The 20,317-nt window shown below is 49.6% G+C and carries 18 protein-coding genes; 7 read left to right on the top strand and 11 right to left on the bottom strand.

Annotated features, from left to right (window positions below; all coding sequences use genetic code 11):
- Window positions 1-175 (bottom strand): transposase (locus tag ACFQNF_RS20515; protein ID WP_380190223.1); only part of this gene is annotated, 175 nt, incomplete at its 3' end.
- Between the two features lie 196 nt (window positions 176-371).
- Between ACFQNF_RS20515 and ACFQNF_RS20510 the strand changes: the two genes are divergently transcribed.
- Window positions 372-1,211 (top strand): transglycosylase SLT domain-containing protein, encoded by an 840-nt coding sequence (locus ACFQNF_RS20510; protein WP_380190215.1) that lies wholly within the window; start codon window positions 372-374, stop codon window positions 1,209-1,211.
- A 665-nt stretch (window positions 1,212-1,876) separates the two neighbouring features.
- On the opposite strand, the gene recX is transcribed toward ACFQNF_RS20510, so the two are convergent.
- The 3 genes from recX to ACFQNF_RS20495 form a co-directional block, all read right to left on the bottom strand.
- The gene (recX, locus tag ACFQNF_RS20505; protein ID WP_380190213.1) at window positions 1,877-2,320 is read right to left on the bottom strand and encodes a recombination regulator RecX; all 444 of its coding nucleotides are present in this window, start codon (window positions 2,318-2,320) and stop codon (window positions 1,877-1,879) included.
- A gap of 81 nt (window positions 2,321-2,401) precedes the next feature.
- The gene (gene recA / locus ACFQNF_RS20500) at window positions 2,402-3,463 is read right to left on the bottom strand and encodes a recombinase RecA (RefSeq protein ID WP_380190211.1); all 1,062 of its coding nucleotides are present in this window, start codon (window positions 3,461-3,463) and stop codon (window positions 2,402-2,404) included.
- Window positions 3,464-3,564: 101 nt separating this feature from the next.
- Complete coding sequence (locus ACFQNF_RS20495) at window positions 3,565-5,421, bottom strand: ATP-binding protein (RefSeq protein ID WP_380190209.1); 1,857 nt, start codon at window positions 5,419-5,421, stop codon at window positions 3,565-3,567.
- 327 nt (window positions 5,422-5,748) lie between these two features.
- On the opposite strand from ACFQNF_RS20495, the gene ACFQNF_RS20490 reads away from it, so the two are divergent.
- On the top strand, window positions 5,749-6,996 hold the full coding sequence (locus tag ACFQNF_RS20490) for a D-amino acid dehydrogenase (RefSeq protein ID WP_380190207.1): 1,248 nt from the start codon (window positions 5,749-5,751) through the stop codon (window positions 6,994-6,996).
- A gap of 410 nt (window positions 6,997-7,406) precedes the next feature.
- Here the strand turns inward: ACFQNF_RS20490 and guaB are convergent, their stop codons facing one another.
- Entirely contained in the window at window positions 7,407-8,876 is a 1,470-nt protein-coding gene (gene guaB / locus ACFQNF_RS20485; protein WP_380190205.1) for an IMP dehydrogenase, read from the bottom strand.
- Window positions 8,877-9,155: 279 nt separating this feature from the next.
- Between guaB and ACFQNF_RS20480 the strand changes: the two genes are divergently transcribed.
- The 4 genes from ACFQNF_RS20480 to ACFQNF_RS20465 all read left to right on the top strand — a co-directional run bounded on the left by ACFQNF_RS20480 (window position 9,156) and on the right by ACFQNF_RS20465 (window position 13,248).
- Window positions 9,156-10,325: a patatin-like phospholipase family protein gene (locus tag ACFQNF_RS20480; protein ID WP_380190203.1), complete on the top strand. Its 1,170-nt coding sequence runs from the start codon at window positions 9,156-9,158 to the stop codon at window positions 10,323-10,325.
- A gap of 230 nt (window positions 10,326-10,555) precedes the next feature.
- Window positions 10,556-11,047, top strand: coding sequence for a disulfide bond formation protein B (locus tag ACFQNF_RS20475; protein ID WP_380190201.1), 492 nt, complete (start codon window positions 10,556-10,558; stop codon window positions 11,045-11,047).
- A complete protein-coding gene (locus tag ACFQNF_RS20470; RefSeq protein ID WP_380190199.1) occupies window positions 11,044-11,979 on the top strand; it encodes a LysR substrate-binding domain-containing protein in 936 nt (311 codons plus the stop codon). The genes ACFQNF_RS20475 and ACFQNF_RS20470 overlap by 4 nt, the downstream gene beginning before the upstream one ends.
- Window positions 11,980-12,096: 117 nt before the next feature.
- Window positions 12,097-13,248, top strand: coding sequence for an NAD(P)/FAD-dependent oxidoreductase (locus ACFQNF_RS20465; RefSeq protein ID WP_380190197.1), 1,152 nt, complete (start codon window positions 12,097-12,099; stop codon window positions 13,246-13,248).
- A 288-nt stretch (window positions 13,249-13,536) separates the two neighbouring features.
- Here ACFQNF_RS20465 and speG read toward each other — a convergent pair whose 3' ends face one another.
- Together speG and ACFQNF_RS20455 are read right to left on the bottom strand one after the other, a co-directional pair.
- Window positions 13,537-14,067 carry a spermidine N1-acetyltransferase gene (speG, locus tag ACFQNF_RS20460; protein ID WP_046352974.1) on the bottom strand — a complete coding sequence of 177 codons (531 nt, stop codon included), beginning with the start codon at window positions 14,065-14,067 and terminating at the stop codon, window positions 13,537-13,539.
- Between the two features lie 274 nt (window positions 14,068-14,341).
- On the bottom strand, window positions 14,342-14,488 hold the full coding sequence (locus tag ACFQNF_RS20455; protein WP_380190195.1) for a hypothetical protein: 147 nt from the start codon (window positions 14,486-14,488) through the stop codon (window positions 14,342-14,344).
- 48 nt (window positions 14,489-14,536) lie between these two features.
- On the opposite strand from ACFQNF_RS20455, the gene ACFQNF_RS20450 reads away from it, so the two are divergent.
- Complete coding sequence (locus ACFQNF_RS20450) at window positions 14,537-15,295, top strand: SDR family NAD(P)-dependent oxidoreductase (protein ID WP_380190194.1); 759 nt, start codon at window positions 14,537-14,539, stop codon at window positions 15,293-15,295.
- Between the two features lie 90 nt (window positions 15,296-15,385).
- Here the strand turns inward: ACFQNF_RS20450 and tdh are convergent, their stop codons facing one another.
- The 4 genes from tdh to ACFQNF_RS20430 all read right to left on the bottom strand — a co-directional run bounded on the left by tdh (window position 15,386) and on the right by ACFQNF_RS20430 (window position 20,252).
- The gene (tdh, locus tag ACFQNF_RS20445) at window positions 15,386-16,411 is read right to left on the bottom strand and encodes an L-threonine 3-dehydrogenase (RefSeq protein WP_380190192.1); all 1,026 of its coding nucleotides are present in this window, start codon (window positions 16,409-16,411) and stop codon (window positions 15,386-15,388) included.
- 266 nt (window positions 16,412-16,677) lie between these two features.
- On the bottom strand, window positions 16,678-17,880 hold the full coding sequence (locus ACFQNF_RS20440; protein WP_380190190.1) for a glycine C-acetyltransferase: 1,203 nt from the start codon (window positions 17,878-17,880) through the stop codon (window positions 16,678-16,680).
- 207 nt (window positions 17,881-18,087) lie between these two features.
- Entirely contained in the window at window positions 18,088-19,470 is a 1,383-nt protein-coding gene (gene glpT, locus ACFQNF_RS20435; protein WP_380190188.1) for a glycerol-3-phosphate transporter, read from the bottom strand.
- A gap of 77 nt (window positions 19,471-19,547) precedes the next feature.
- Window positions 19,548-20,252 (bottom strand): MIP/aquaporin family protein, encoded by a 705-nt coding sequence (locus ACFQNF_RS20430; RefSeq protein WP_380190186.1) that lies wholly within the window; start codon window positions 20,250-20,252, stop codon window positions 19,548-19,550.
- Window positions 20,253-20,317: the final 65 nt, after the last annotated feature.

Genomic DNA, 20,317 nt, shown 5'->3' with positions numbered 1-20,317 from the left:
GCTCTTTCATCCGCGTCATCATGGAAACGTCCATGCCGCCAAACTTAGCGCGCCACTTGTAGAAAGAGGCAGAGCTCATACCGTGCTCGCGGCACAGATCGGGAACAGTCGAACCAGCTTCGGCTTGCTTTAAAATCGCCATAATTTGGCTGTCGGAATAACGTGCTGCTTTCATGTAGAGCTCCTCAAAGACTGCGAGAAAATTCTACTTAAAAATGAGCTGGTTTTGTGGGGGGATTACCGGAGAAAGTCGTGGCTTACCGCATGATCGCTGGTCGTGTGTTCCGGCCCTCTGATCTGTTAATGCGATGTGTTTTGCATTGCAGGAATATGCTGTAAGCATGATTGGATTTTTGAGCAAAGGGGGCGTCATGATATCGAGTTTGCTTTTGGGCGTAGCACTGCTGAGTGCCCCTGTGCCCAATGCGGGTGAAGCCCCCGTGTTGCAAGAAAGCCTAGCTGCAGCCGCTAAGTTTGAATCGCTTGATGCCTGGGAAGCTGCCACACTTTATTGTGCGGCAGCCAGAAAAGGCTCGATAGAAGCACAATACCGTTTAGGTATGCTCTACGCTTTTGGTGAGGGAGTGCCTGAGAATAGAAAAATGGCCGCAACTTTGTTTTCTGGTGCAGCTCAACAAGGGCATATGCGGGCGCAAAACATGCTGGAAACCATCAGGTTGGGTGCAAGTATCTTGCCACCTTGTATTCTGGCTGATATCAAGCCCGAGAAAGTGCCCGAGCCACCGATGCCACCTTTTCCGGAACTCAGTGCCAATCAGCAAAAAATTGCCCGCATCGTGCGACAAATTGCCCTGTGGCACGATGTTGATCCGCAATTTGCTTTAAGTATTGCAAGGGTGGAATCGCAACTAAACCCACAGGCCTTATCACCTAAATCAGCACAAGGCGTGATGCAGCTGATTCCGGAAACGGCTGAGCGTTTTAATGTGAAAGATGCGTTTAATGCCAGCCAAAATATCAAAGGCGGGGTGCGCTATCTGCGTTGGCTGCTTGATCGCTACCAAGGCAATGTGGTGCTAGTGGCGGCAAGCTATAACGCGGGAGAAAAAGCGGTAGATCGTTATCGCGGCGTGCCGCCCTATGCTGAAACACAAGAATACGTGGCAAAGGTGATCAAGCTTTATCCCTATGCTCAGCACAAAATGAAGCAGCGGCTGATTAGCAAGGCACAAATGCGGCCGATTTTGTAGGGGGCGCCCCGTGTGCTGTCTAGTCGAGTTGGGGATTGGCTCTTTTGTAGCTCGCTCCCAAACGATGCGCCTCGCTTGTTCGGAGCTTGCATGTTTTAAGGGGAGATTTAAGCCAATCCTATCAAATTAAGCCGCGTAGCTTAGCGAAACCCAAATATTGAACCACAGAGAGCGCGGTGTTTCACGGAGAAAAACAGCTTATGAGCTTAATGCCGTTCACTTAAGCGGTTTTGTTTGAGTTCCCCCCTTTGTAAAGGGAGGCTAGGGGGGATTTGCAGTTGATGTTGGGCTTAAAATAAGCAAAAAACTCAAGGCAAATCCCCCTTTTTCTAAAGGGGGAAGCAAAACCAATACTTTTAGTGAACGGCATTAGCTTATGAGCTAGGTTTTATAGGATGTACAACAACGCAGCCGTTGCGCACCGAAAGCGGTGCGCAAGAAAAACAATTTGCATACCCTATACAAACATAGCCTTTGCTCATTCTTGACCTTAAGTTGATAGGATTGAGATTTAAGCCCCGTACTATTAGCTGCGATATGAATTTAAATTGTGGTGCTTCAAAAAATACTTAAAACTTAATTCAGGTCTTGTTTTTCTTCGTGAAACTCCGTGTTCTCTATGCCCGCCGTGGTTCAAGATTTGGGTTTCTGCTATCTCATACCCCTCAATAATCCTCATCCTCTCCACCCACAACCTTGTAAATCACAGAAACAGAAAAACCACGGCTAATAAGGTAGCGTAGCTGTTTGTTTTTTTCTTTTTGGTCTTGGGGTGGACTGCCAAATTTTCTTCGCCAAAGCGCACGGGCTTGTTCTAGTTCGGTGTCGCCGTGCTCTTCCATGACGCTTGAAATAATTTCGCTGGAAATGCCTTTTTGCTGTAGCTCGGCACGTAAGCGTTGCGGCCCGTAGCGCTGGGATCGGTAGAACACCCATTGTTCGGCAAAGCGGGTATCAGATTGCCAGCCGCGCTCGATAAAATCATCCAGTACCGCATCAACTTCGCTGGGGTCTTCTGCAAATGGGAGGAGTTTGAGCCGTAGCTCGCCGCGTGAATGATCTCGGCGTGCGAGGTGTTGCAGGGCTTTATTGCGTAGAGCGGTCGTCATTTCTTACTCGTTCATTGCATCGGCCCCTGTGGTGGGGTCGATAGCCAGCCCCTCTGGGGAGGAGGGACTGGCTCGTGCTATTTAAGCTTCTAACTCTTCTTCTTTGCCATCTTCAAGTAAAGCAGCAGGATCGATTGGCAATAAGCCACCCGCGCCTAATTTTGCGCGAATTTTTTGCTCAATTTCTGCGGCCACTTCAGGATTATCTTTAAGGTATTGGCGGGAGTTTTCCATGCCTTGGCCAATTTTATTGCCGTTGTAGCTATACCATGCACCGGCTTTCTCAACGATTTTATGTGTAACGCCGTATTCGATGATCTCGCCTTCATGGCTAATGCCTTCGCCGTAAAGAATATCAAAAGTCACAATGCGGAACGGCGGGGCGACTTTATTTTTGGCGATTTTTACTTTGGTTTGGTTGCCAATGATTTCATCGCCTTTCTTGACTGCGCCAATGCGGCGGATATCAAGGCGTACTGAGGCATAGAACTTCAGCGCATTACCACCGGTGGTGGTTTCAGGGCTTTGGCCCGGCATCATATTGCCGATTTTCATGCGCAGCTGGTTAATAAAGATGACCAGTGTATTGGTGCGTTTGATGTTACCAGTGAGTTTACGTAGGGCTTGGCTCATTAGACGTGCTTGCAGACCCACGTGTACATCGCCCATTTCGCCTTCGATTTCGGCTTTTGGCGTAAGGGCTGCAACCGAGTCAACCACGATAATATCTACGCCACCAGAGCGAACCAGCATGTCGGCGATTTCTAAGCCTTGCTCACCGGTATCGGGCTGAGAGATCAGCATTTCAGATACGTTGACGCCCAGTTTGCTGGCGTAGATAGGGTCAAGAGCGTTTTCTGCATCGATATAAGCGGCCACGCCACCTAGTTTTTGTACCTGTGCAACAACGTGTAAGCAGAGGGTGGTTTTACCGGAAGCTTCTGGCCCAAAGATTTCTACTACACGGCCACGAGGCAAGCCGCCAACGCCAAGGCCAAGATCCAAGCCTAATGATCCAGTGGAGACCACTTGCAAATCATTTTGCATTTGGTGCTCGCCCATTTTCATGATGGCGCCTTTGCCGAACTGACGTTCGATTTGCGCGAGTGCCGCGGCGAGTGCCTTGCTCTTGTTGTCGTCCATGTGTGTGTCCCGAGCGCTGTTTAAATAAGATAGGTGATTATAGAACAATCGTTCTGTAAATGAAAAGTGTTTTACTGATTTTGTGGATCTTGCCACTTTACTCAGAGTGGCAAGCGGTGCTCTGCGTGGGGCTTATTGGGCAGAGTAAAGTAGAAAACCGTGTGGCTGCCTGCCTGAGATTTAGCCCAGATGCGCCCATCATGGCGGTGGATAATTCGCTGCACAATGGCAAGGCCTATGCCATTGCCGGTGAGCTCGGCATGTGAATGCAGGCGCTGGAAAGGCGAAAATATTTTATTGGCATGGGCCATATCAAAGCCGATTCCGTTGTCCTGAATGAAGAAAACAGTTTGCCCATTGATTTCATTTGCACCAATGGCGATTTTTGCATCTTGGGTTTGCTCGGTAAATTTCCATGCATTATCGAGTAGATGTCTGAGCGCAATCAGTATTAACTTAGGGTCGGCGTTGGCTTTTAAGTTGTCCTCGATATGAATATCAATTTGCCGCTGTGGCTGCAGGCTGCGGAATTCATCGACTATTTCTTCGCTTAAAGCGCTTAGATTAATGGTCTGGCAGCGCACTTCAATACGGGTGAGCTTGGATAGATTAAGTAAATCGTCAATCAAGCTGGTCATGTTGTGGGTGGTACTGCGGATGCGCGCCAAATAGTTGCGGGCATTGATATCCAGCGAGCCGATATAGTCTTCCAGCAGCACCTGACTAAAGCCTTCGATGGTGCGTAGCGGGATGCGCAGATCATGCGATACCGAATAAGAAAACGCTTCTAGCTCGTGATTGGCCGAGGCCAGCGCTCGGGTGCGTGCTTCAACCACTTCTTCGAGGTGATTGCGGTAGCGTTCCATATCCAGCTCGGCTTGCTTGCGCTCGCTGATATCAATAATAAAGCCTTGCAAAGTGCGTTTATTATCCGCGTCGCACTGGGCTGAGGCGGTGAGTAGTACCCATTTTTCTTCGCCGTTGCTGCTTAAAAAGCGGCATTCAAATTCAGAAATACCGGTCTTGCTGGTTTCGCTAAAGAGGCGGTAAGCGTGGTGTCTGTCGTCTGGATGCAGGTAGCTGGAAAGAAAGCCTTCCTGATACCACTGAGCCAGTGGGTAGCCAAGTAGGGCTTCGGCTTGCGGGCCAACATAGGTGAGCCGCCATTCGTCCGGGTTGGCATCCCAGGGGATAATATGTGTCGATTCAACCAGCCTGCGGTAGCGATCTTGGCTTGCGCGCAGGGCCAGCTCAATTTGCCTGCGGCCAAGGATGTCGGTTTCCAGTTGCAGGTTTTTTTGCTCAAGCGTGAGGATTAAATCGCTAAGCGATTTACGGGTGGTTTCTAAGTTTTGCCCCAAGGTGCCGATTTCATCGCTGCGCCGCCAGATAAAGGCTTCGTCCAGCTCCCGGCGAGCAAGCTGAATGGCTTGGCGGGATAGTTCGGCCAGCGGGCGGATAATGCGTGATTCAAGCAGTAATAGAATCAGCCCAAGGCTGAGTACGATTTGTAAGAGTACGGCGGCCAGATAGAGGCGCTGTTCGCTGCGAATGCGGGTGGTGGCATTGCCATCGTCTAACTCAATGGTGATGGTGCCGATATTGCTGCCTTGCTTACTCACTACACGGGTGAGAGAGTGTAAATGGCCTCGACGGCGCTCTGGCTTATTGGCTTCAATAAACAGGCCCAGCGTAGAGTCATTAACCGTAATGCGCACAATGCGCTCGTCGCTGATCACTGATTCTAGTAGCGGTTTGCCTGCATCAGGCGAGAGATTCCAGAGTGGCTCCTGCATGCCTAATACCAGAATATCTGCAATGCGCTGGTGATCCAGATTGATTTGTCGCTGGGCATTATCCAGCTGGCGAGTCAGGCTGATATAGCCATTTACGCCAGAGGGCAGTAATAAGCCTAAAAGGGTGGCAAAAATAATAGCGGTTCGAAGCGACAGATTCATAGCGTGGCGGGGCTTGGCTTGGGTAGGTTGAGAGTTTCAGATGTTAGTTTAGATCAAGTCGTGGCTTTCTAGTAAAACGTATCATCATTTCATGATTCTTAATCAAGTATTATGAATCGCTTTTGTTAATGTTTTTGTAAAAACAATTCAGCGATGTCTTGTTGCCTGGCATAAATCAATCGGTTTGATTCGTGATTGAATGCCGCATCGTGGTGTTGTGGCTTGAATATTGAGATGGGCCGTATTCATTCTATTTTTCTGTTGTGTATGAAATTGTTTTTAGCAGGTAAGCGTGTCAGATTTAGAATTGATTTATAAGGGAAAACCATGAAGGTGATTGTGTTGGGGGCAGGTGTTATTGGTATTACCTCGGCCTGGTTTCTAAGCCAGGCAGGGCACGAAGTGACGGTGATTGAGCGTGCGCCTGAAGCGGCAAGAGAAACCAGCTATGCCAATGGCGGGCAAATATCCGTTTGCCATGCCGAGCCGTGGGCCAACCCCAAAGCGCCTTGGAAAGCGTTGCAATGGTTGGGTGAGGAAGACGCGCCGCTGCTATTTCGCTTTAAACTTGATTGGAATCAATGGCGCTGGGGTTTGCGCTTTTTACAACAGTGCACACGAGAGAAGGCGCGCTATAACCTGCAAAATCTGGTGCGCTTGGGCTTATATAGCAGAGATACTTTGCAAGCTTTACGTGCGGCCACCGGTATTGAATATCATCAGCGCACCGAAGGGATTTTGCATTACTACACCGAGCAAGCCGAGTTTGAATCAGCCATCCCTGCCGCCAAGTTAATGGGCGAGTTGGGCCTAGATCGGCAAGTTAAATCGACAGCAGAGTGTTTATTGATTGAGCCTGCTTTGCGTGATTCGATGCGCCCGATTGTCGGTGGCACGTATACGCCGAGTGATGAATCGGGCGATGCACGCTTGTTTACCAATGAATTAGCGCTCCTGTGCGAGCAGGCTGGGGTGAAGTTTCGCTACGATTGTGAAATAGCGGGCTTTGATTGTGCGGGAGGTGATGTGCAGGCCGTGCGAGTGGTAGGGGATCATGGCGCAGAGTCGCTTAGCGCAGATGCTTTTGTGGTGAGCTTAGGTAGCTACAGTCCGCTGCATTTACGCCCATTAGGGATTAACTTGGATATTTACCCTGCTAAGGGGTATTCCGCCACGATTCCAGTGCGCGCTGAGCATTGTGCACCGACTGTAAGCCTGACCGATGATGGGCATAAACTGGTTTTCTCTAGATTGGGGGATCATCTGCGCGTGGCAGGGACAGCAGAGTTTGATGGCTATAATCTGGATTTAAATGCCGTGCGTTGTAAGGCGATTATTGATCGTGTAAGGGATATTTTTCCCAACGGTGGCGATTATGCATCTGCTGAGTTCTGGACAGGCTTGCGCCCAGCAACGCCAGGCAATCTGCCTTATATTGGCCGTACCCGCTACCCAAGCCTCTGGCTGAATACGGGGCATGGCACTTTAGGCTGGACTGAATGCTGTGGCTCAGCATTGGCGATTGCCGATTTAATTTCTGGTAAAACGCCTGAGGTTGATTTTTGTTTTCAGTAATTAAAACAGTCGAAATAAATATAGAGGCTGTTTGTTTTGGCTAATGATATTGTGACGTTGTTTTTATTGGCAGAGCTGATCTGCCTTTTTTGTCAGAGTGTAGTGGTCTAATTCCAGTAGCCACCTTGATAGGTGCATTATTCGCCTATCAAGGAAAATGATGCTTATCAACGTAAAAGTGAGCCGAGCCCGGTTACTACGCGGCTGAAAAACAAGTTAAGAAGCAGATGATTTGTGCTGCAAGCGGGCATTCAAAAGTATCTTTGTCGAGAGTCCTCAAACTTTTGGCAGTCGTCGTTTGCCAGTTGAAATATACAAAAAGACATCGCGTATTTAATGTTGCGTTTGTGGTGTAAATAAAAAAAGGCCGGAATTTCTTCCGGCCTTTTTGCATCGCGAGTAATCAGTGATTAATCGGTATGGTAGTTTGGTGCTTCTTTAGTGATTTGCACATCATGCACATGCGATTCACGAATACCTGCGGCGGTGATTTGCACAAATTCGGCTTTTTCGTGGATTTCTGTGATGTTTTTGCAGCCCAAATAGCCCATAGAAGAACGCAGGCCACCCATCAATTGATGGATGATGGCGGTAATCGGGCCTTTGTAAGCAACGCGGCCTTCAATGCCTTCTGGAACTAGCTTGTCGGCGTTGTTCACATTGTCTTGGAAGTAGCGATCAGACGAGCCATTGCTACCGGCCATTGCGCCTAAAGAGCCCATACCGCGGTAGCTCTTGTAAGTGCGGCCTTGGTATAGCTCAACTTCACCCGGCGCTTCGTCCGTGCCGCCAAATAAGCCGCCCAGCATCACCGAGCTTGCACCCGCTGCGATGGCTTTAGAGATGTCGCCAGAATAGCGAATACCACCGTCAGCAATCAATGGAATACCTGTGCCAGCCAACGCTTCAGCTACATTAGCTACCGCAGTAATTTGCGGCACACCCACGCCAGCCACGATACGTGTGGTGCAGATCGAGCCTGGGCCAATCCCCACTTTAACCGCATCAGCACCGGCTTCAGCCAGAGCTAAAGCGGCAGCAGCGGTGGCGATATTGCCGCCAATTACCTGGATATGCGGGTAGTTTTGTTTAACCCAACGCACGCGATCAATCACGCCCTGGCTGTGGCCGTGGGCAGTGTCCACCACGATCACATCCACACCGGCTTCGGAAAGTAGTTTTACCCGCTCTTCGGTGCCCGCGCCTACGCCAACTGCTGCGCCGCAACGCAGGCGACCTTGATCGTCTTTGGCTGCGAATGGGTGCTCGGAGGTTTTGATCAAGTCTTTAACGGTAATCAAGCCTTTAAGCTTGAAGTTTTCGTCGATCACCAGCACGCGCTCTAGGCGGTGCTCGTGCATCAGTACGCGGGCGGATTCAATTGAATCGCCTTCGTTAACCGTAATCAAACGCTCTTTAGGCGTCATGATGCTGCTGACTGCCACGTCGAGGCGTGTTTCAAAACGCAAATCGCGGTTGGTGACGATGCCGACCAATTGGCCGGATTTATCAATCACAGGCAAGCCGGATATTTTGTGCTGGCGGGTGAGTTCGTGAACGTCGCGAACGAGCATTTCCGGGGATACGGTAATTGGATCCTTAACAATGCCTGATTCGTAACGTTTTACTTTGGATACTTCTTTCGCTTGCATCACAGGGGTCATATTCTTATGAATAATCCCCATGCCGCCTTCTTGGGCAATAGCAATGGCGAGGCGAGCCTCGGTCACTGTATCCATCGCTGCAGAAACCAGCGGCAGATTCAGGCGAATGTTACGGGTGAATTGGGTCGATAAATCGACATCACGCGGGAGGATATTGGAATGGGCCGGGACGAGAAGTACATCGTCAAAGGTGAGGGCCTTCTGAATCACGCGCATGGTACAGAATCCTTAGTCGCCAAAACGGCATTATACCGAACTGCGCGTAATAAGACCAACCCCCGTTAGTACAGTTTTTAATAATCTGCAATTTTACGGCTTTAAAAAGAGGAAGGTAGGGGCGTTATGATGGTTTTTTGTAAGCGCTGTGAAAAGTAGTTGCTTGGCCTAGGTCTTATTTATGAGCTCGCCTTGCCGCGATGCCCAGTAAGGGCTAGCGTAAATAGTAGGAGACAGCCTGTTTCGCTTATTTAAAACGAAAGCATAAAGAGGCGCAGGATGGGGATTAAACGAATGCAGGCGCATGCCGCTGATACCGCCTTGATTTTATCAGGCGGCGGCGCAAGGGCGGCGTATCAAGTCGGTGTTTTGCTGGCGATTGCCAAGTTGCTGCCCAAAGGGGCTGCCAATCCGTTTCCTATTATTTGTGGTACATCGGCGGGCGGCATTAATGCTGTGGCATTAGCGGCCGGAGCCGCTCATTTTCGCCGTTCGGTGTTTGAGCTGGCAAGGCTTTGGCAGGGGCTTAGCCCCGATCATATTTATCACACCTCGGTATGGCATTTATTAAAGACGGCAGGGCATTGGTTGCTATCGCTGTTTTTGGGGGGCTTGGGCAAATATAACCCGCGGGCATTTTTAAATAATGCGCCATTGCGTGATTTATTGATTGATAGAGTGGATTTTTCAGGTATCCAGCAGAGCATTGAGGCAGGTGCTTTGCGTGCTTTGTCGATTTCTGCTTCTGGTTATACATCTGGGCAGTCGGTGTCTTTTTTTCAGGGGGCTGCTGACTTGGAAGTATGGCACCGGGCTTCCAGAGTAGGGGTGAAGGCGAGTATCAGCGTCGATCACCTGATGGCCTCTGCGGCGATTCCTTTATTATTCCCTGCCATCAGGCTGCATCGCGAATATTTTGGTGATGGCTCGGTGCGGCAAATTGCGCCCATCAGCCCCGCCATTCACTTAGGGGCTGAGCGCATTTTGGTGATTGGTGTTGCGCCACAGGTGGCTGACCTTTCTGCAAGAGAAAAGCATACCAGCTACCCCACACTGGCTCAGGTGATGGGGCATCTTATGAATAGTATTTTTCTGGATGGCTTAGATACTGATCTGGAGCGCTTAACCCGCATTAATCGCACGCTAGCTGCCGTGCCTGCCGAAGTCGCCCTGCAACTGCCATTGGGCTTGCGGCCAATTAAAGTGCTGGCGATTTCTCCTTCTCAACCATTAGAGCGGCTGGCAGTGGCTTTTAAGCTGGAGTTTCCATGGGGAATGCGCTTTTTATTAGGTGGCATGGGCGCGTTCCGGCATCAGGGCTCGGTGGTTGCCAGCTATTTATTATTTTGTAGTGGTTACTCCCGCAAGCTGATCGAGCTGGGTTATCGCGATGCGATGGCAAAGGAAGGCGAGCTTAGAGCGTTTTTGTCTATTGAATCCAGCGAGTGATACGCTTTTCCAGTCCACTGGCGATCCATTGTCAGATTCCGGACAGTAAAGTATTCTTAATTTTGCTGACACGGAACTTTTATGCAAGATAGCGACTCTTAAGCAAGCCCTATGAATGTTGCGCCCTGTGCGGTGTATCAATCGGCAATTCTTGTGCTGTCATAAGCGCCCTCTTGATCGAGTTGGCTGATAGAATAGTCTGTATCTATTGATTGGCCTTTGGAGTAAGTATGTTGCGTTGGCGTTTGGGCCATTTGGCCCTGTCTTTATTCTGTGCAGGCACGATTGCTTTTGCAATTTATCTGGAAAGAACCCAGTTTTTAAGCCCATGCCCGCTGTGTATTTTCCAGCGTGTGGGTTTTATTACGTTTGGTCTATTGTCTTTCTGCGCTGCCGCCATCCCCATGCCTAAAATGAGCCGCTTCTGGCCGATTGTCCTTACCATTGTGGGTTTGGCCGGGGGCGCGGTTGCCGCGAGGCATGTGGCGATTCAGTATTTTATTGATCCTAGCTCGCTGCCGTCCTGCGGGCCGGGGCTAAATTACTTAATGGAAACGCAGCCTTGGTTGCAGGTTTTTAAAGGCGTGCTGACCGGGCATGGCGAGTGCGGCGTGATCGATTGGAGCTTATTCGGCTTGTCTTTGCCCGTGCTGGCTTTATTGGGCTTTAGTGGCTTGATTGCGGCGACTTGGGGTATTCGTTTTTGGCAGGCTAAAGTATGACGCTGACCGAATTAAGATACATCGTGGCCGTGGCGCGTGAGCGCCATTTTGGCCGTGCAGCCGCCAGCTGTTTTGTTTCGCAGCCGACACTTTCGGTGGCGGTGAAAAAATTAGAAGAAGAGCTGGGCGTGGCTTTATTTGAGCGTTCAGCCAGCGATGTGACGCTGACGCCGATTGGCGGGCGCCTAGTCGAGCAAGCTCAGCGGGTATTAGAAGAAGTTCAACTGATTAAACAATTGGCCGAGCAGGGCAAAGATCCGCTGGCTGGCCCTTTGCGGCTTGGCATCATTTACACCATTAGCCCTTATTTATTGCCGCATTTAATTCCGCAGCTGCGCCTTGCTGCGCCGCAAATGCAAATTTTGCTTGAAGAAAACTACACTGCGCGTTTGGTAGAAATGCTGAAGCAAGGCGAAATCGATGTGGCGATTGTGGCAGAGCCTTTTTTTGAAGCAGGCCTAGCTACGCAAGCCGTTTATGACGAGCCCTTTGTCGTTGCTACGCCTAAGGGCCATCCTTGGGAGAGCGAGGCTGAAATTGATTCATCCGTTCTGGCCGATGAAAACGTACTGCTGCTGTCTTCTGGTAATTGCTTTCGCGATCATGTCTTGCAAGCTTGTCCTGATTTAAACAGAGAAAGCTTGCCTGTAGGAAGTTTGCAGCGCACCTTGCAAGGCAGCTCGCTCACGACGATCCGGCATATGGTTGCAGGCGGCATTGGCGTTACCGTATTGCCTGCTACATCAGTAAGCAGTGCGGATGATTTATTGCTGACTATTCGCCCATTTAAAGATCCAATTCCAACGCGGCGTGTGATTCTGGCTTGGCGACGTAATTTTCCGCGCACAGCGGCAGTAGAAGCCGTAAGGCAAGCGGTATTAAACGCGCCATTGCCCGCCGTAACGATGTTGCACAATGAGCCTATTCATTAATCGCTGATTTAATTGAGCGAATCAATGATCAATTGCGCTGAGCGAGGTATTTTGGGATTAAAACCAATGTGTTTGTTTGAAGTTTGATTTTAGCGCTCCATTCACCAAGGAAGACAAATGAGTGCCCCTGTCGTCATAATTGGTTCAGGCTTAGCCGCCTATCAATGCGCACGTGAATTTCGCAAACTGGATCAAACCAGCCACTTAACGATGATTGCTCAAGATGCTGCTGATTTTTATTCTAAGCCCATGCTATCTAATGCATTGGCGGGAAAAAAGACGGCGGTAACATTAGTCATGAAATCAGCCGCTAAAATGGCCGAAGAATTAAGCGCCGCTATTTTGCCCGATACCGAAGTGGTCGGAATTGATACTGCCAATAAGCAGGTTTTATTAATTGATGGTCAGGCGCTTGAATATCGTGATTTAGTTTTAGCCATTGGCGCAGATCCAATTCGTCTGCCCTTAGCAGGTAATGCCGATGACGATGTATTATCGGTGAACGATATTAACGACTATGCCGCTTTTGCAGAAAAACTGGAAGGCGTTAAAACGGTAGGTATTTTAGGGGCAGGGCTGATTGGTTGCGAGTTTGCCAATGATTTATTAGCACAGGGTATTAAGCCTGTGGTGATTGATCCAGCAGCATGGCCTTTATCACGTTTTTTACCTGAAGCGGCAGGGCGTTATTTAGGCCAGCAATTACAGGACGCGGGTGTTGAATTTAAATTTGGGATGACGGCCACAAATTACGATCATTTAGAAGATCGTTATTTGGTGGAATTAAACGACGGTTCGATTGTAGAAGTTGATTTATTGCTTTCAGCCGTTGGCCTGCGCCCACGCATTCATTTAGCGACCAGCGCTGGTTTAAAAGTGAATCGCGGTATTGTGGTTGATCAAGCTTTGCAAACCTCTCAGCCGCATATCTACGCCCTAGGTGATTGCGCCGAAGTCATGGGATTAAACCTGCCCTTTGTGATGCCGATTATGCACTGCGCCCGTGCCTTGGCCGCTACTCTGGCCGGTACGCCCACCCCGGTAAAATATCCCGCCATGCCTATTGTGGTGAAAACCCCGGCCTGCCCGACGGTGGTGGCCCCACCTGCAATTGGCGCACAGGGTGAGTGGCAAGTGTCCGCCATCGAGGGCGGAGTAGATGCTCGTTTTGTTGATGCTCAAGGTCAGTTGCTTGGCTTTGCATTATTGGGAGCTGCTGTAAAAGAGAAGCAACAACTGAGCGCTCAATTGCCAAGTTTGCTGCCGTAATGGCAGCATGATTTGCTGCGGGGGCACGCTGATTCTATTTACTTCAAGTTTAATCCATTGCTTGCGGTTGACCATTTTGCAGCTTAAGTCAGTATTGCTTTTTACTGATTTAGCTAAAGTTGATCTCTATGGAATATGGGCGCGAATCGAGCTGTGAGTGTTTTTATAAACACTCTTTTCGTGGTTGAAGCTGCTCTTGCAAAAAAGTGATGTATGCTTTGCTTAAATAAATAGAATTTGCAGGCTATGCCTGTGCTTTTAGTCAAAGCACAGGCAATTTAAATGGTTTTATTTCTGGATGCGGTTTTGTGCGAAAAAATCATGCTGAAACAGCCGCATTCTGAATACATTGTGATAACTGCCATTGCAGAAATATTCTTCAATTAATTCGGCTTCTTTAATAAAGCCACACTTCTCATAAATATGGACTGCCGCTAAATTAGAAACATCAACAACCAAATAAAGTTTACGCAGATTAAGCACTGAAAAAGCATAATGAGCCGCTAGTAACGTGGCTTCTGTGGCATAGCCTTTCCCTTGCTGGTCAGGCGCAATCATAATCTGGAATTCAGCACGGCGGTGAATATAATCTAGCTCAATTAATTCTACAAACCCCACGGTATCGCTATTGCCATTGATGGCCACAAAGCGGCGCTCGCGTACATCATGAATATGTTGATCGTACAGCTGGGTGAGCTCAGAAAAGGTCTCATAAGGCTCTTCAAACCAATAACGCATAATCTTGGCATTATTGTTGAGCTCATGGGCAAAACGTAAATCAGATCGTTCTAGTGGACGTAATTTTAAACGGCTACTCATATAAATCTTAAGAAAATGAAGACAAGTGTCTGACTATCAGCAGTAAAGCGGAGTTCATTTTTCTAAGTGGGAATGGTATTTGTTACCCTAAATGAGCATGGTGCACGATGTTAAGCCATCGCCGATGAGCAAAGTACCGCATCCAGCAAGCTAGGGAAGCGGCTGTCCAGATCTTCTTTGCGTATGCTGTTAATAAATTGTGTGCCGTCCGCAGTCATGCGGATAATGCCTGCTTAGCGCAGTACCCTGAAATGATGCGATGTGGTGGGTTTACCTAGCACAAAGCACCACAGGCTTGCTCTCCAACACTGACAAGGCTTTGCACAATGGCAAGGCGTGCGGGGTCGCTGAGCACATACAGCACTCTGGTCAGGGTGAGGTCTTCTTTTGATGGGTGGACTGGTGTTCTCATGGTTGCCATTCAGGCGCGTTGCACCCTTTTACAATTGAGTAAAAATAGGAATACACCATGTCAGCTAAATTTGAAAATCAGGTAGCCGTTGTAACCGGTGGCTCAACCGGTATTGGTTTTGCAATTGCTAAGGCCTTGCTTGATGAGGGTGCACGCCGTGTTTATGTGACGGGCAGGTCGGCTAAAACGCTGGATGCCGCGGTCACGGCGCTGGGGGAAAGGGCGATTGCCGTGGTGTCGGATGTGGCAGAGTTGAGCGAGCTGCAAAAGCTGAAAAGCACGATTGAGCAACAGGGTGACGTGCTTGACGTGATATTTGCCAATGCCGGCATTGCAGAATACAACCGCTTTGGAGAGACGGTTGAGGCAGAGTTTGCTAAGACGTTTGATATCAATGTAAAGGGTGTTTTTTTTACGGTGCAAACCCTGTTGCCGCTGCTAAAAGATGGCGGTTCTGTGGTGTTGACGGCCTCTATTGTGGCGAATAAGGGCATGGAAAACCTGAGTCTTTATAACGCGTCTAAGGCAGCAGTGCGCTCGTTTGCGCGCTCTTGGGCTAATGATTTGAAAGGGCGCAAGATTCGGGTGAATGCACTTAGCCCGGGCCTCACCCGTACACCGATTATGGAAAACGGCTTGAAATGGGATGCAGAGCAGCTTGCTGGGCTCGCTAGCTACGCTGCAGAGGTCGTGCCGCTAGGCTATGTGGCTCTGCCCGAAGACATCGCCGCTGCAGCATTGTTTTTAGCATCGGATGATGCGCGCTATGTGAATGGTGTAGAGCTGACAGTGGATGGGGGATTTACGCAGATTTAGAGTCCGCTGTTTAAGCTTTTATTCGAGCAGGGTTTGGCATGACGAGGGCCCAGTGTCTCCGGGCCCTTTGGGCTGAGCTAGGATGAGTCTTTATTCCCAGCTCAAAATCACTTTACCGCTTTGTCCCGACAACATGGCTTCAAAGCCCTGTTCAAACTCATCCACATGGAAGTGATGAGTGATAATCGGGGTGATGTCGAGGCCAGATTGGATGAGGGCGACCATTTTGTACCAGGTCTCGAACATTTCACGGCCGTAAATGCCTTTGATTTCTAGTCCTTTGAAAATCACCTGATTCCAGTCGATGGCGGTGTCTGCCGGTGGAATACCTAGCAGCGCAACTTTGCCGCCGTGTTGCATGGTTTCCAGCATGGTGCGAAAGGCTTGCGGGTTGCCGGACATTTCCAAACCCACGTCAAAGCCTTCGGTCATTTTTAAATCCGCCATCACGTCTTTTAAATCTTCTTTTAAGACATTGACGGCGCGAGTTGCACCCATTTTGCGGGCCAGATCAAGGCGGTAGTCGTTAACGTCGGTGATCACCACATGGCGCGCGCCAACGTGTTTGGCAATGGCTACCGCCATAATGCCGATCGGGCCTGCGCCGGTAATCAACACATCTTCGCCGACCATATTGAACGACAGCGCGGTATGCACGGCATTGCCGAATGGATCGAAAATGGCCGCTAAATCATCGGAAATATCGTCAGGAATAGGGAAGGCATTAAAGGCAGGTAGTACCAGATATTCAGCAAAAGCACCGGGGCGGTTGACGCCCACGCCGACGGTATTGCGGCAAAGATGGCGACGGCCTGCACGGCAATTACGGCAATGGCCGCAGGTGATATGGCCTTCGCCGGAGACGCGATCGCCAATCTTAAAGCCTTGTACTTCAGAGCCAATTTCAACCACCGTGCCTACATATTCATGGCCAACGTGCATAGGCACAGGAATGGTTTTTTGCGCCCAATCGTCCCATTTCCAGATGTGAATATCGGTGCCACAGATGGCGGTTTTTTTAATTTTAATCAGCAGGTCGTTATGGCCAATGGCAGGCTTTTCGACTTGATTCATCGTCAGGCCAGGGGCTGCTTCTAATTTTGATAAGGCTTTCATCTGGTATTTCCATTAATTATTTTAGGGCTACAAAACCTAAGGTCTGTAGACACAGAGTACACAGAGGTTAAAAGCAGAACATGGAGGAAAAGCTAAGTTAAGTTGGCCTTTCTAGTCTGCAATATGCTTTCGTAGGTTGGGTTACGCGATACATCGCTGAGCGAGGTAAACCTCGCACGCAGACTGCTAACCCAAGCTACGGATTTCTCTATGCGCTCTGTGTTCTCATTGATCTCTGTGTTTACAGAACTTTTAAGTCTTTATTTTTAAGCAATTACTTTCAGCTCGCGACCTACTTTGATAAACGCATCTACTGTTTTCTGGATTTGCTCTAGCGTGTGGCCTGCCGACATTTGGGTGCGGATACGGGCTTTGCCTTTGGGTACTACAGGGAAGGAAAAGCCAACCACGTACACGCCTTCTTTAAGGAGCGCTGCGGATACGGCACCAGCAAGGCGTGCATCGCCCAGCATCACGGGGATAATCGGGTGCTCGCCCGGAACTAAGGTAAAGCCTGCCTCAGACATAGCACTCCGGAAGTATTCGGCGTTGCGTTTTAGATTGCTGCGCAGTGCTTTGCCCTCAGCGCTTGCTAAGATTTCTAATACTTTCAAGCTGGCTGCGGCGATGGCGGGGGCGAGGGTGTTGGAGAACAAATAAGGGCGTGAGCGCTGGCGGAGCAGATCGATCATCGGTTTGCGGCCTGCTACATAGCCGCCCGAAGCACCGCCTAGGGCTTTGCCCAAGGTGCCGGTGTAAAGGTCAATACGGTCTTGTACGCCGCATAATTCGGGCGTGCCCGCGCCGTTTTCGCCGATAAAGCCCACGGCGTGCGAATCATCCACCATCACAATCGCGTTATAGCGCTCGGCTACATCGCATAGCTCTTTCAGGTTGGCGATAATGCCGTCCATAGAGAATACGCCATCGGTGACGACCAACTTAAAACGCGCGCCCGCTGCATCTGCGGCAATTAGCTGCGCTTCAAGGTCTTGCATGTCGTTGTTTTTATAGCGAAAGCGTTTGGCTTTACACAGACGCACACCGTCGATAATCGAAGCGTGGTTTAGCTCATCCGAAATGACCGCGTCTTCCTCACCCAGCAGCGTTTCAAATACGCCGCCATTGGCGTCAAAACAGCTGGAATACAGAATGGTGTCGTCGGTTTTTAGAAAGCCAGAAATTGCCTGTTCTAAATCTTTATGTACCTGCTGGGTGCCGCAAATAAAGCGCACCGAAGCACAGCCATAGCCGTAATCGTCCATGCCTTGTTTGGCGGCTGCAATCAGCCGGGCATCATCTGCCAAGCCTAGATAATTATTGGCGCAAAAGTTCAGCACTTCTTGGCCACTCTGCAAGGTGATGTCCGCACGCTGCTTACTGGCGATCACTCGTTCTGGCTTGGCAAAGCCATCGCTGTGGATTTGTTCAAGGGTGGCATTGATGTGTGATAGGTAGGCGTGATTCATAGTCATCCTGTGTGCGTGAAGCGATCGAATGGCTAGATTGTAGACCGCACTGGGATTGGCGATCAGTAGCAGTTCTTGCAAATAAACAGTAGCTAACTGTAGTTGATGTTTATGGAGTACATCATGGGTAAATGCAGGGCTTTCAGGCGAGACGGGCAAAAAAATGCCGCTCAATGTTTTGAGCGGCAGGGTATGGCAAATTGTGTTTTAACTGCTGGCTTTTGCTAATTCAGGTTTGAGCATTTGTTCGTCACGCTTGGTTTTATTTGCGGGTGTGTCATGAAACATAGTCAGCGCTAATAAAATCATGGCGGCGACGCATGAGCCGATCAGCAGCATAAAGCCACCATCCCAGCCAAAATGATCCACCGTATAGCCCACCACGGCGCTAGCCGCAACCGAGCCGCCAAGGTAGCCAAATAGGCCAGTAAAGCCTGCTGCAGTACCTGCTGCTTTTTTCGGAGCCAGCTCCAGAGCATGCAAACCAATCAACATCACTGGGCCGTAAATAAAGAAGCCAATAGCGATCAGCGATAGCATATCTACGGTTGGGTTGCCTGCCGGATTTAGCCAATAAACCACGGTGGCAATGGTCACGAGGCCCATAAAGAACAAGCCTGTTGCGCCGCGATTACCTTTAAACACTTTATCCGACATCCAGCCGCAAAGCAGGGTGCCCGGAATACCCGCCCATTCAAATAGGAAGTAAGCCCATGACGACTTATCGACGGTGAAATGTTTCACTTCTTTTAAGTAAGTTGGTGCCCAATCCAATACGCCATAGCGCAGCAGGTAAACAAATACATTGGCAAAGGCAATGCACCAGAGCAGCTTATTAGGCAGGATGTATTTTTTAAAGATTTCTGTAGCGCTTAATTCCACTTCATGCGCGGCGTTGTAATCTTTTGGGTAATCGTTTTTGTATTCTTCAACCGGCGGCAAACCGCAAGATTGAGGGGTGTCACGCATCACCACAAAGGCCAGCACCGCAATGGCAATGGCTGCCGCAGCAGGCACATAGAATGCTGATCGCCAATCGTTAAACCAGCCCATGCCTAAAATAAACAGCGGGCCAATCATGCCGCCGCCCACGTTATGTGCGCAATTCCATACGGACACTACCGAGCCGCGTTCTTTCTGGCTCCACCAGTGCACCATGGTGCGACCGCATGGTGGCCAGCCCATACCCTGTACCCAGCCGTTTAAAAACAGCAGTACAAACATAATGGTCACGCTGGATGTGGCCCAAGGCACAAAACCCATAAACAGGAAAATAGCCGCAGAAAGCAGTAGTCCAAGGCTTAAAAATACCCGTGGATTAGAGCGATCAGAAACCGCACCCATTAAAAACTTGGATATCCCGTAGGCAATGGCCACCCCTGACATGGCAATACCCAAATCGCCGCGTGAGAAGCCTTGCTCAACTAAATAAGGCATGGCCAGCGAGAAATTTTTACGAACTAAATAATAGCCCGCGTAGCCAAGGAAAATCCCCAGGAAAATTTGCCAGCGAAGCCGTTTATAAGTGCTGTCGATTTTTTGCTCGTCCATACGTGCGATATGGGCGGCCGGTTGCAGGAATTTAAGCATCGGAAATCTTTATATGAAAACATCGCAAAGAGGATGTTTGATCAAGGGAAACACGCCAGCCCATTGGCTGGCGCTCATTAGTTAAAACCGTGTGCGAGTGCTGCCAAGGTGGCACCCACAATAGAGCCTACAACAGGAATCCAAGCGTAGCCCCAGTCGCTATTGCGTTTGCCGGAAATCGGCAGAATGGCGTGCATCAGACGTGGGCCTAAATCGCGAGCCGGATTCATGGCGTAGCCTGTGGTGCCCCCCAGAGAGACGCCAATCCCCAGTACCAGAAGCGCTACTGGTAGGGCGTCAATCGCACCCAGTGACATTTTGGGGGAGACCATGCTTAAAATCGCAAACACCAAAACAAAGGTGGCGACAATTTCAGAAACCAAATTGCCTGCTACATGGCGAATAGCGGGGCCGGTACAAAATACCGCTAGCTTTAGATCGCCGTCTTCAGTGCTTTCAAAGTGTTTGTGATAAATCAGCCACATCACAAAAGCGCCTGCCATACCGCCCAGCATTTGCGCCACGATATAGCCCGCTACATCACTCCATGCAAATTTACCCGCTACGGCCAGCGCAATAGAAACAGCAGGGTTAAGGTGAGCGCCACTAATGGCGGCCACGCTAAATACACCCACAAACACGGCCATGGCCCAGCCAAAAGCAATCACAATCAGGCCGCTGTTTTGGCCCTTGGTTTTATTCAGTAATACATTGGCGACGACGCCATTACCTAAAAGGACCAGTAAAGCGGTGCCAATAAACTCTGCAAATAATGGAGTCATTTTGAAATCCAATGAGGAGCGGGCATGCACCCGGAGGATAAGGGTATTGTTTGAGTTTTCTTCAC

It is taken from the genome of Iodobacter arcticus, assembly GCF_042664895.1.
GTDB classification, from domain to species: domain Bacteria; phylum Pseudomonadota; class Gammaproteobacteria; order Burkholderiales; family Chitinibacteraceae; genus Iodobacter; species Iodobacter arcticus.
The sequence above is the reverse complement of the archived record's forward strand: the minus strand, read 5'-3'. Positions and strand labels throughout refer to the sequence as shown.

Bases quoted from the DNA above. Each gene is read 5' to 3' on its own strand.
- ACFQNF_RS20510 (WP_380190215.1), top strand. From the start codon at position 372: ATGATATCGAGTTTGCTTTTGGGCGTAGCACTGCTGAGTGCCCCTGTG.
- recX (WP_380190213.1), bottom strand. From the start codon at position 2,320: ATGACGACCGCTCTACGCAATAAAGCCCTGCAACACCTCGCACGCCGA.
- recA (WP_380190211.1), bottom strand. From the start codon at position 3,463: ATGGACGACAACAAGAGCAAGGCACTCGCCGCGGCACTCGCGCAAATC.
- ACFQNF_RS20495 (WP_380190209.1), bottom strand. From the start codon at position 5,421: ATGAATCTGTCGCTTCGAACCGCTATTATTTTTGCCACCCTTTTAGGC.
- ACFQNF_RS20490 (WP_380190207.1), top strand. From the start codon at position 5,749: ATGAAGGTGATTGTGTTGGGGGCAGGTGTTATTGGTATTACCTCGGCC.
- guaB (WP_380190205.1), bottom strand. From the start codon at position 8,876: ATGCGCGTGATTCAGAAGGCCCTCACCTTTGACGATGTACTTCTCGTC.
- ACFQNF_RS20480 (WP_380190203.1), top strand. From the start codon at position 9,156: ATGGGGATTAAACGAATGCAGGCGCATGCCGCTGATACCGCCTTGATT.
- ACFQNF_RS20475 (WP_380190201.1), top strand. From the start codon at position 10,556: ATGTTGCGTTGGCGTTTGGGCCATTTGGCCCTGTCTTTATTCTGTGCA.
- ACFQNF_RS20470 (WP_380190199.1), top strand. From the start codon at position 11,044: ATGACGCTGACCGAATTAAGATACATCGTGGCCGTGGCGCGTGAGCGC.
- ACFQNF_RS20465 (WP_380190197.1), top strand. From the start codon at position 12,097: ATGAGTGCCCCTGTCGTCATAATTGGTTCAGGCTTAGCCGCCTATCAA.
- speG (WP_046352974.1), bottom strand. From the start codon at position 14,067: ATGAGTAGCCGTTTAAAATTACGTCCACTAGAACGATCTGATTTACGT.
- ACFQNF_RS20455 (WP_380190195.1), bottom strand. From the start codon at position 14,488: ATGGCAACCATGAGAACACCAGTCCACCCATCAAAAGAAGACCTCACC.
- ACFQNF_RS20450 (WP_380190194.1), top strand. From the start codon at position 14,537: ATGTCAGCTAAATTTGAAAATCAGGTAGCCGTTGTAACCGGTGGCTCA.
- tdh (WP_380190192.1), bottom strand. From the start codon at position 16,411: ATGAAAGCCTTATCAAAATTAGAAGCAGCCCCTGGCCTGACGATGAAT.
- ACFQNF_RS20440 (WP_380190190.1), bottom strand. From the start codon at position 17,880: ATGAATCACGCCTACCTATCACACATCAATGCCACCCTTGAACAAATC.
- glpT (WP_380190188.1), bottom strand. From the start codon at position 19,470: ATGCTTAAATTCCTGCAACCGGCCGCCCATATCGCACGTATGGACGAG.
- ACFQNF_RS20430 (WP_380190186.1), bottom strand. From the start codon at position 20,252: ATGACTCCATTATTTGCAGAGTTTATTGGCACCGCTTTACTGGTCCTT.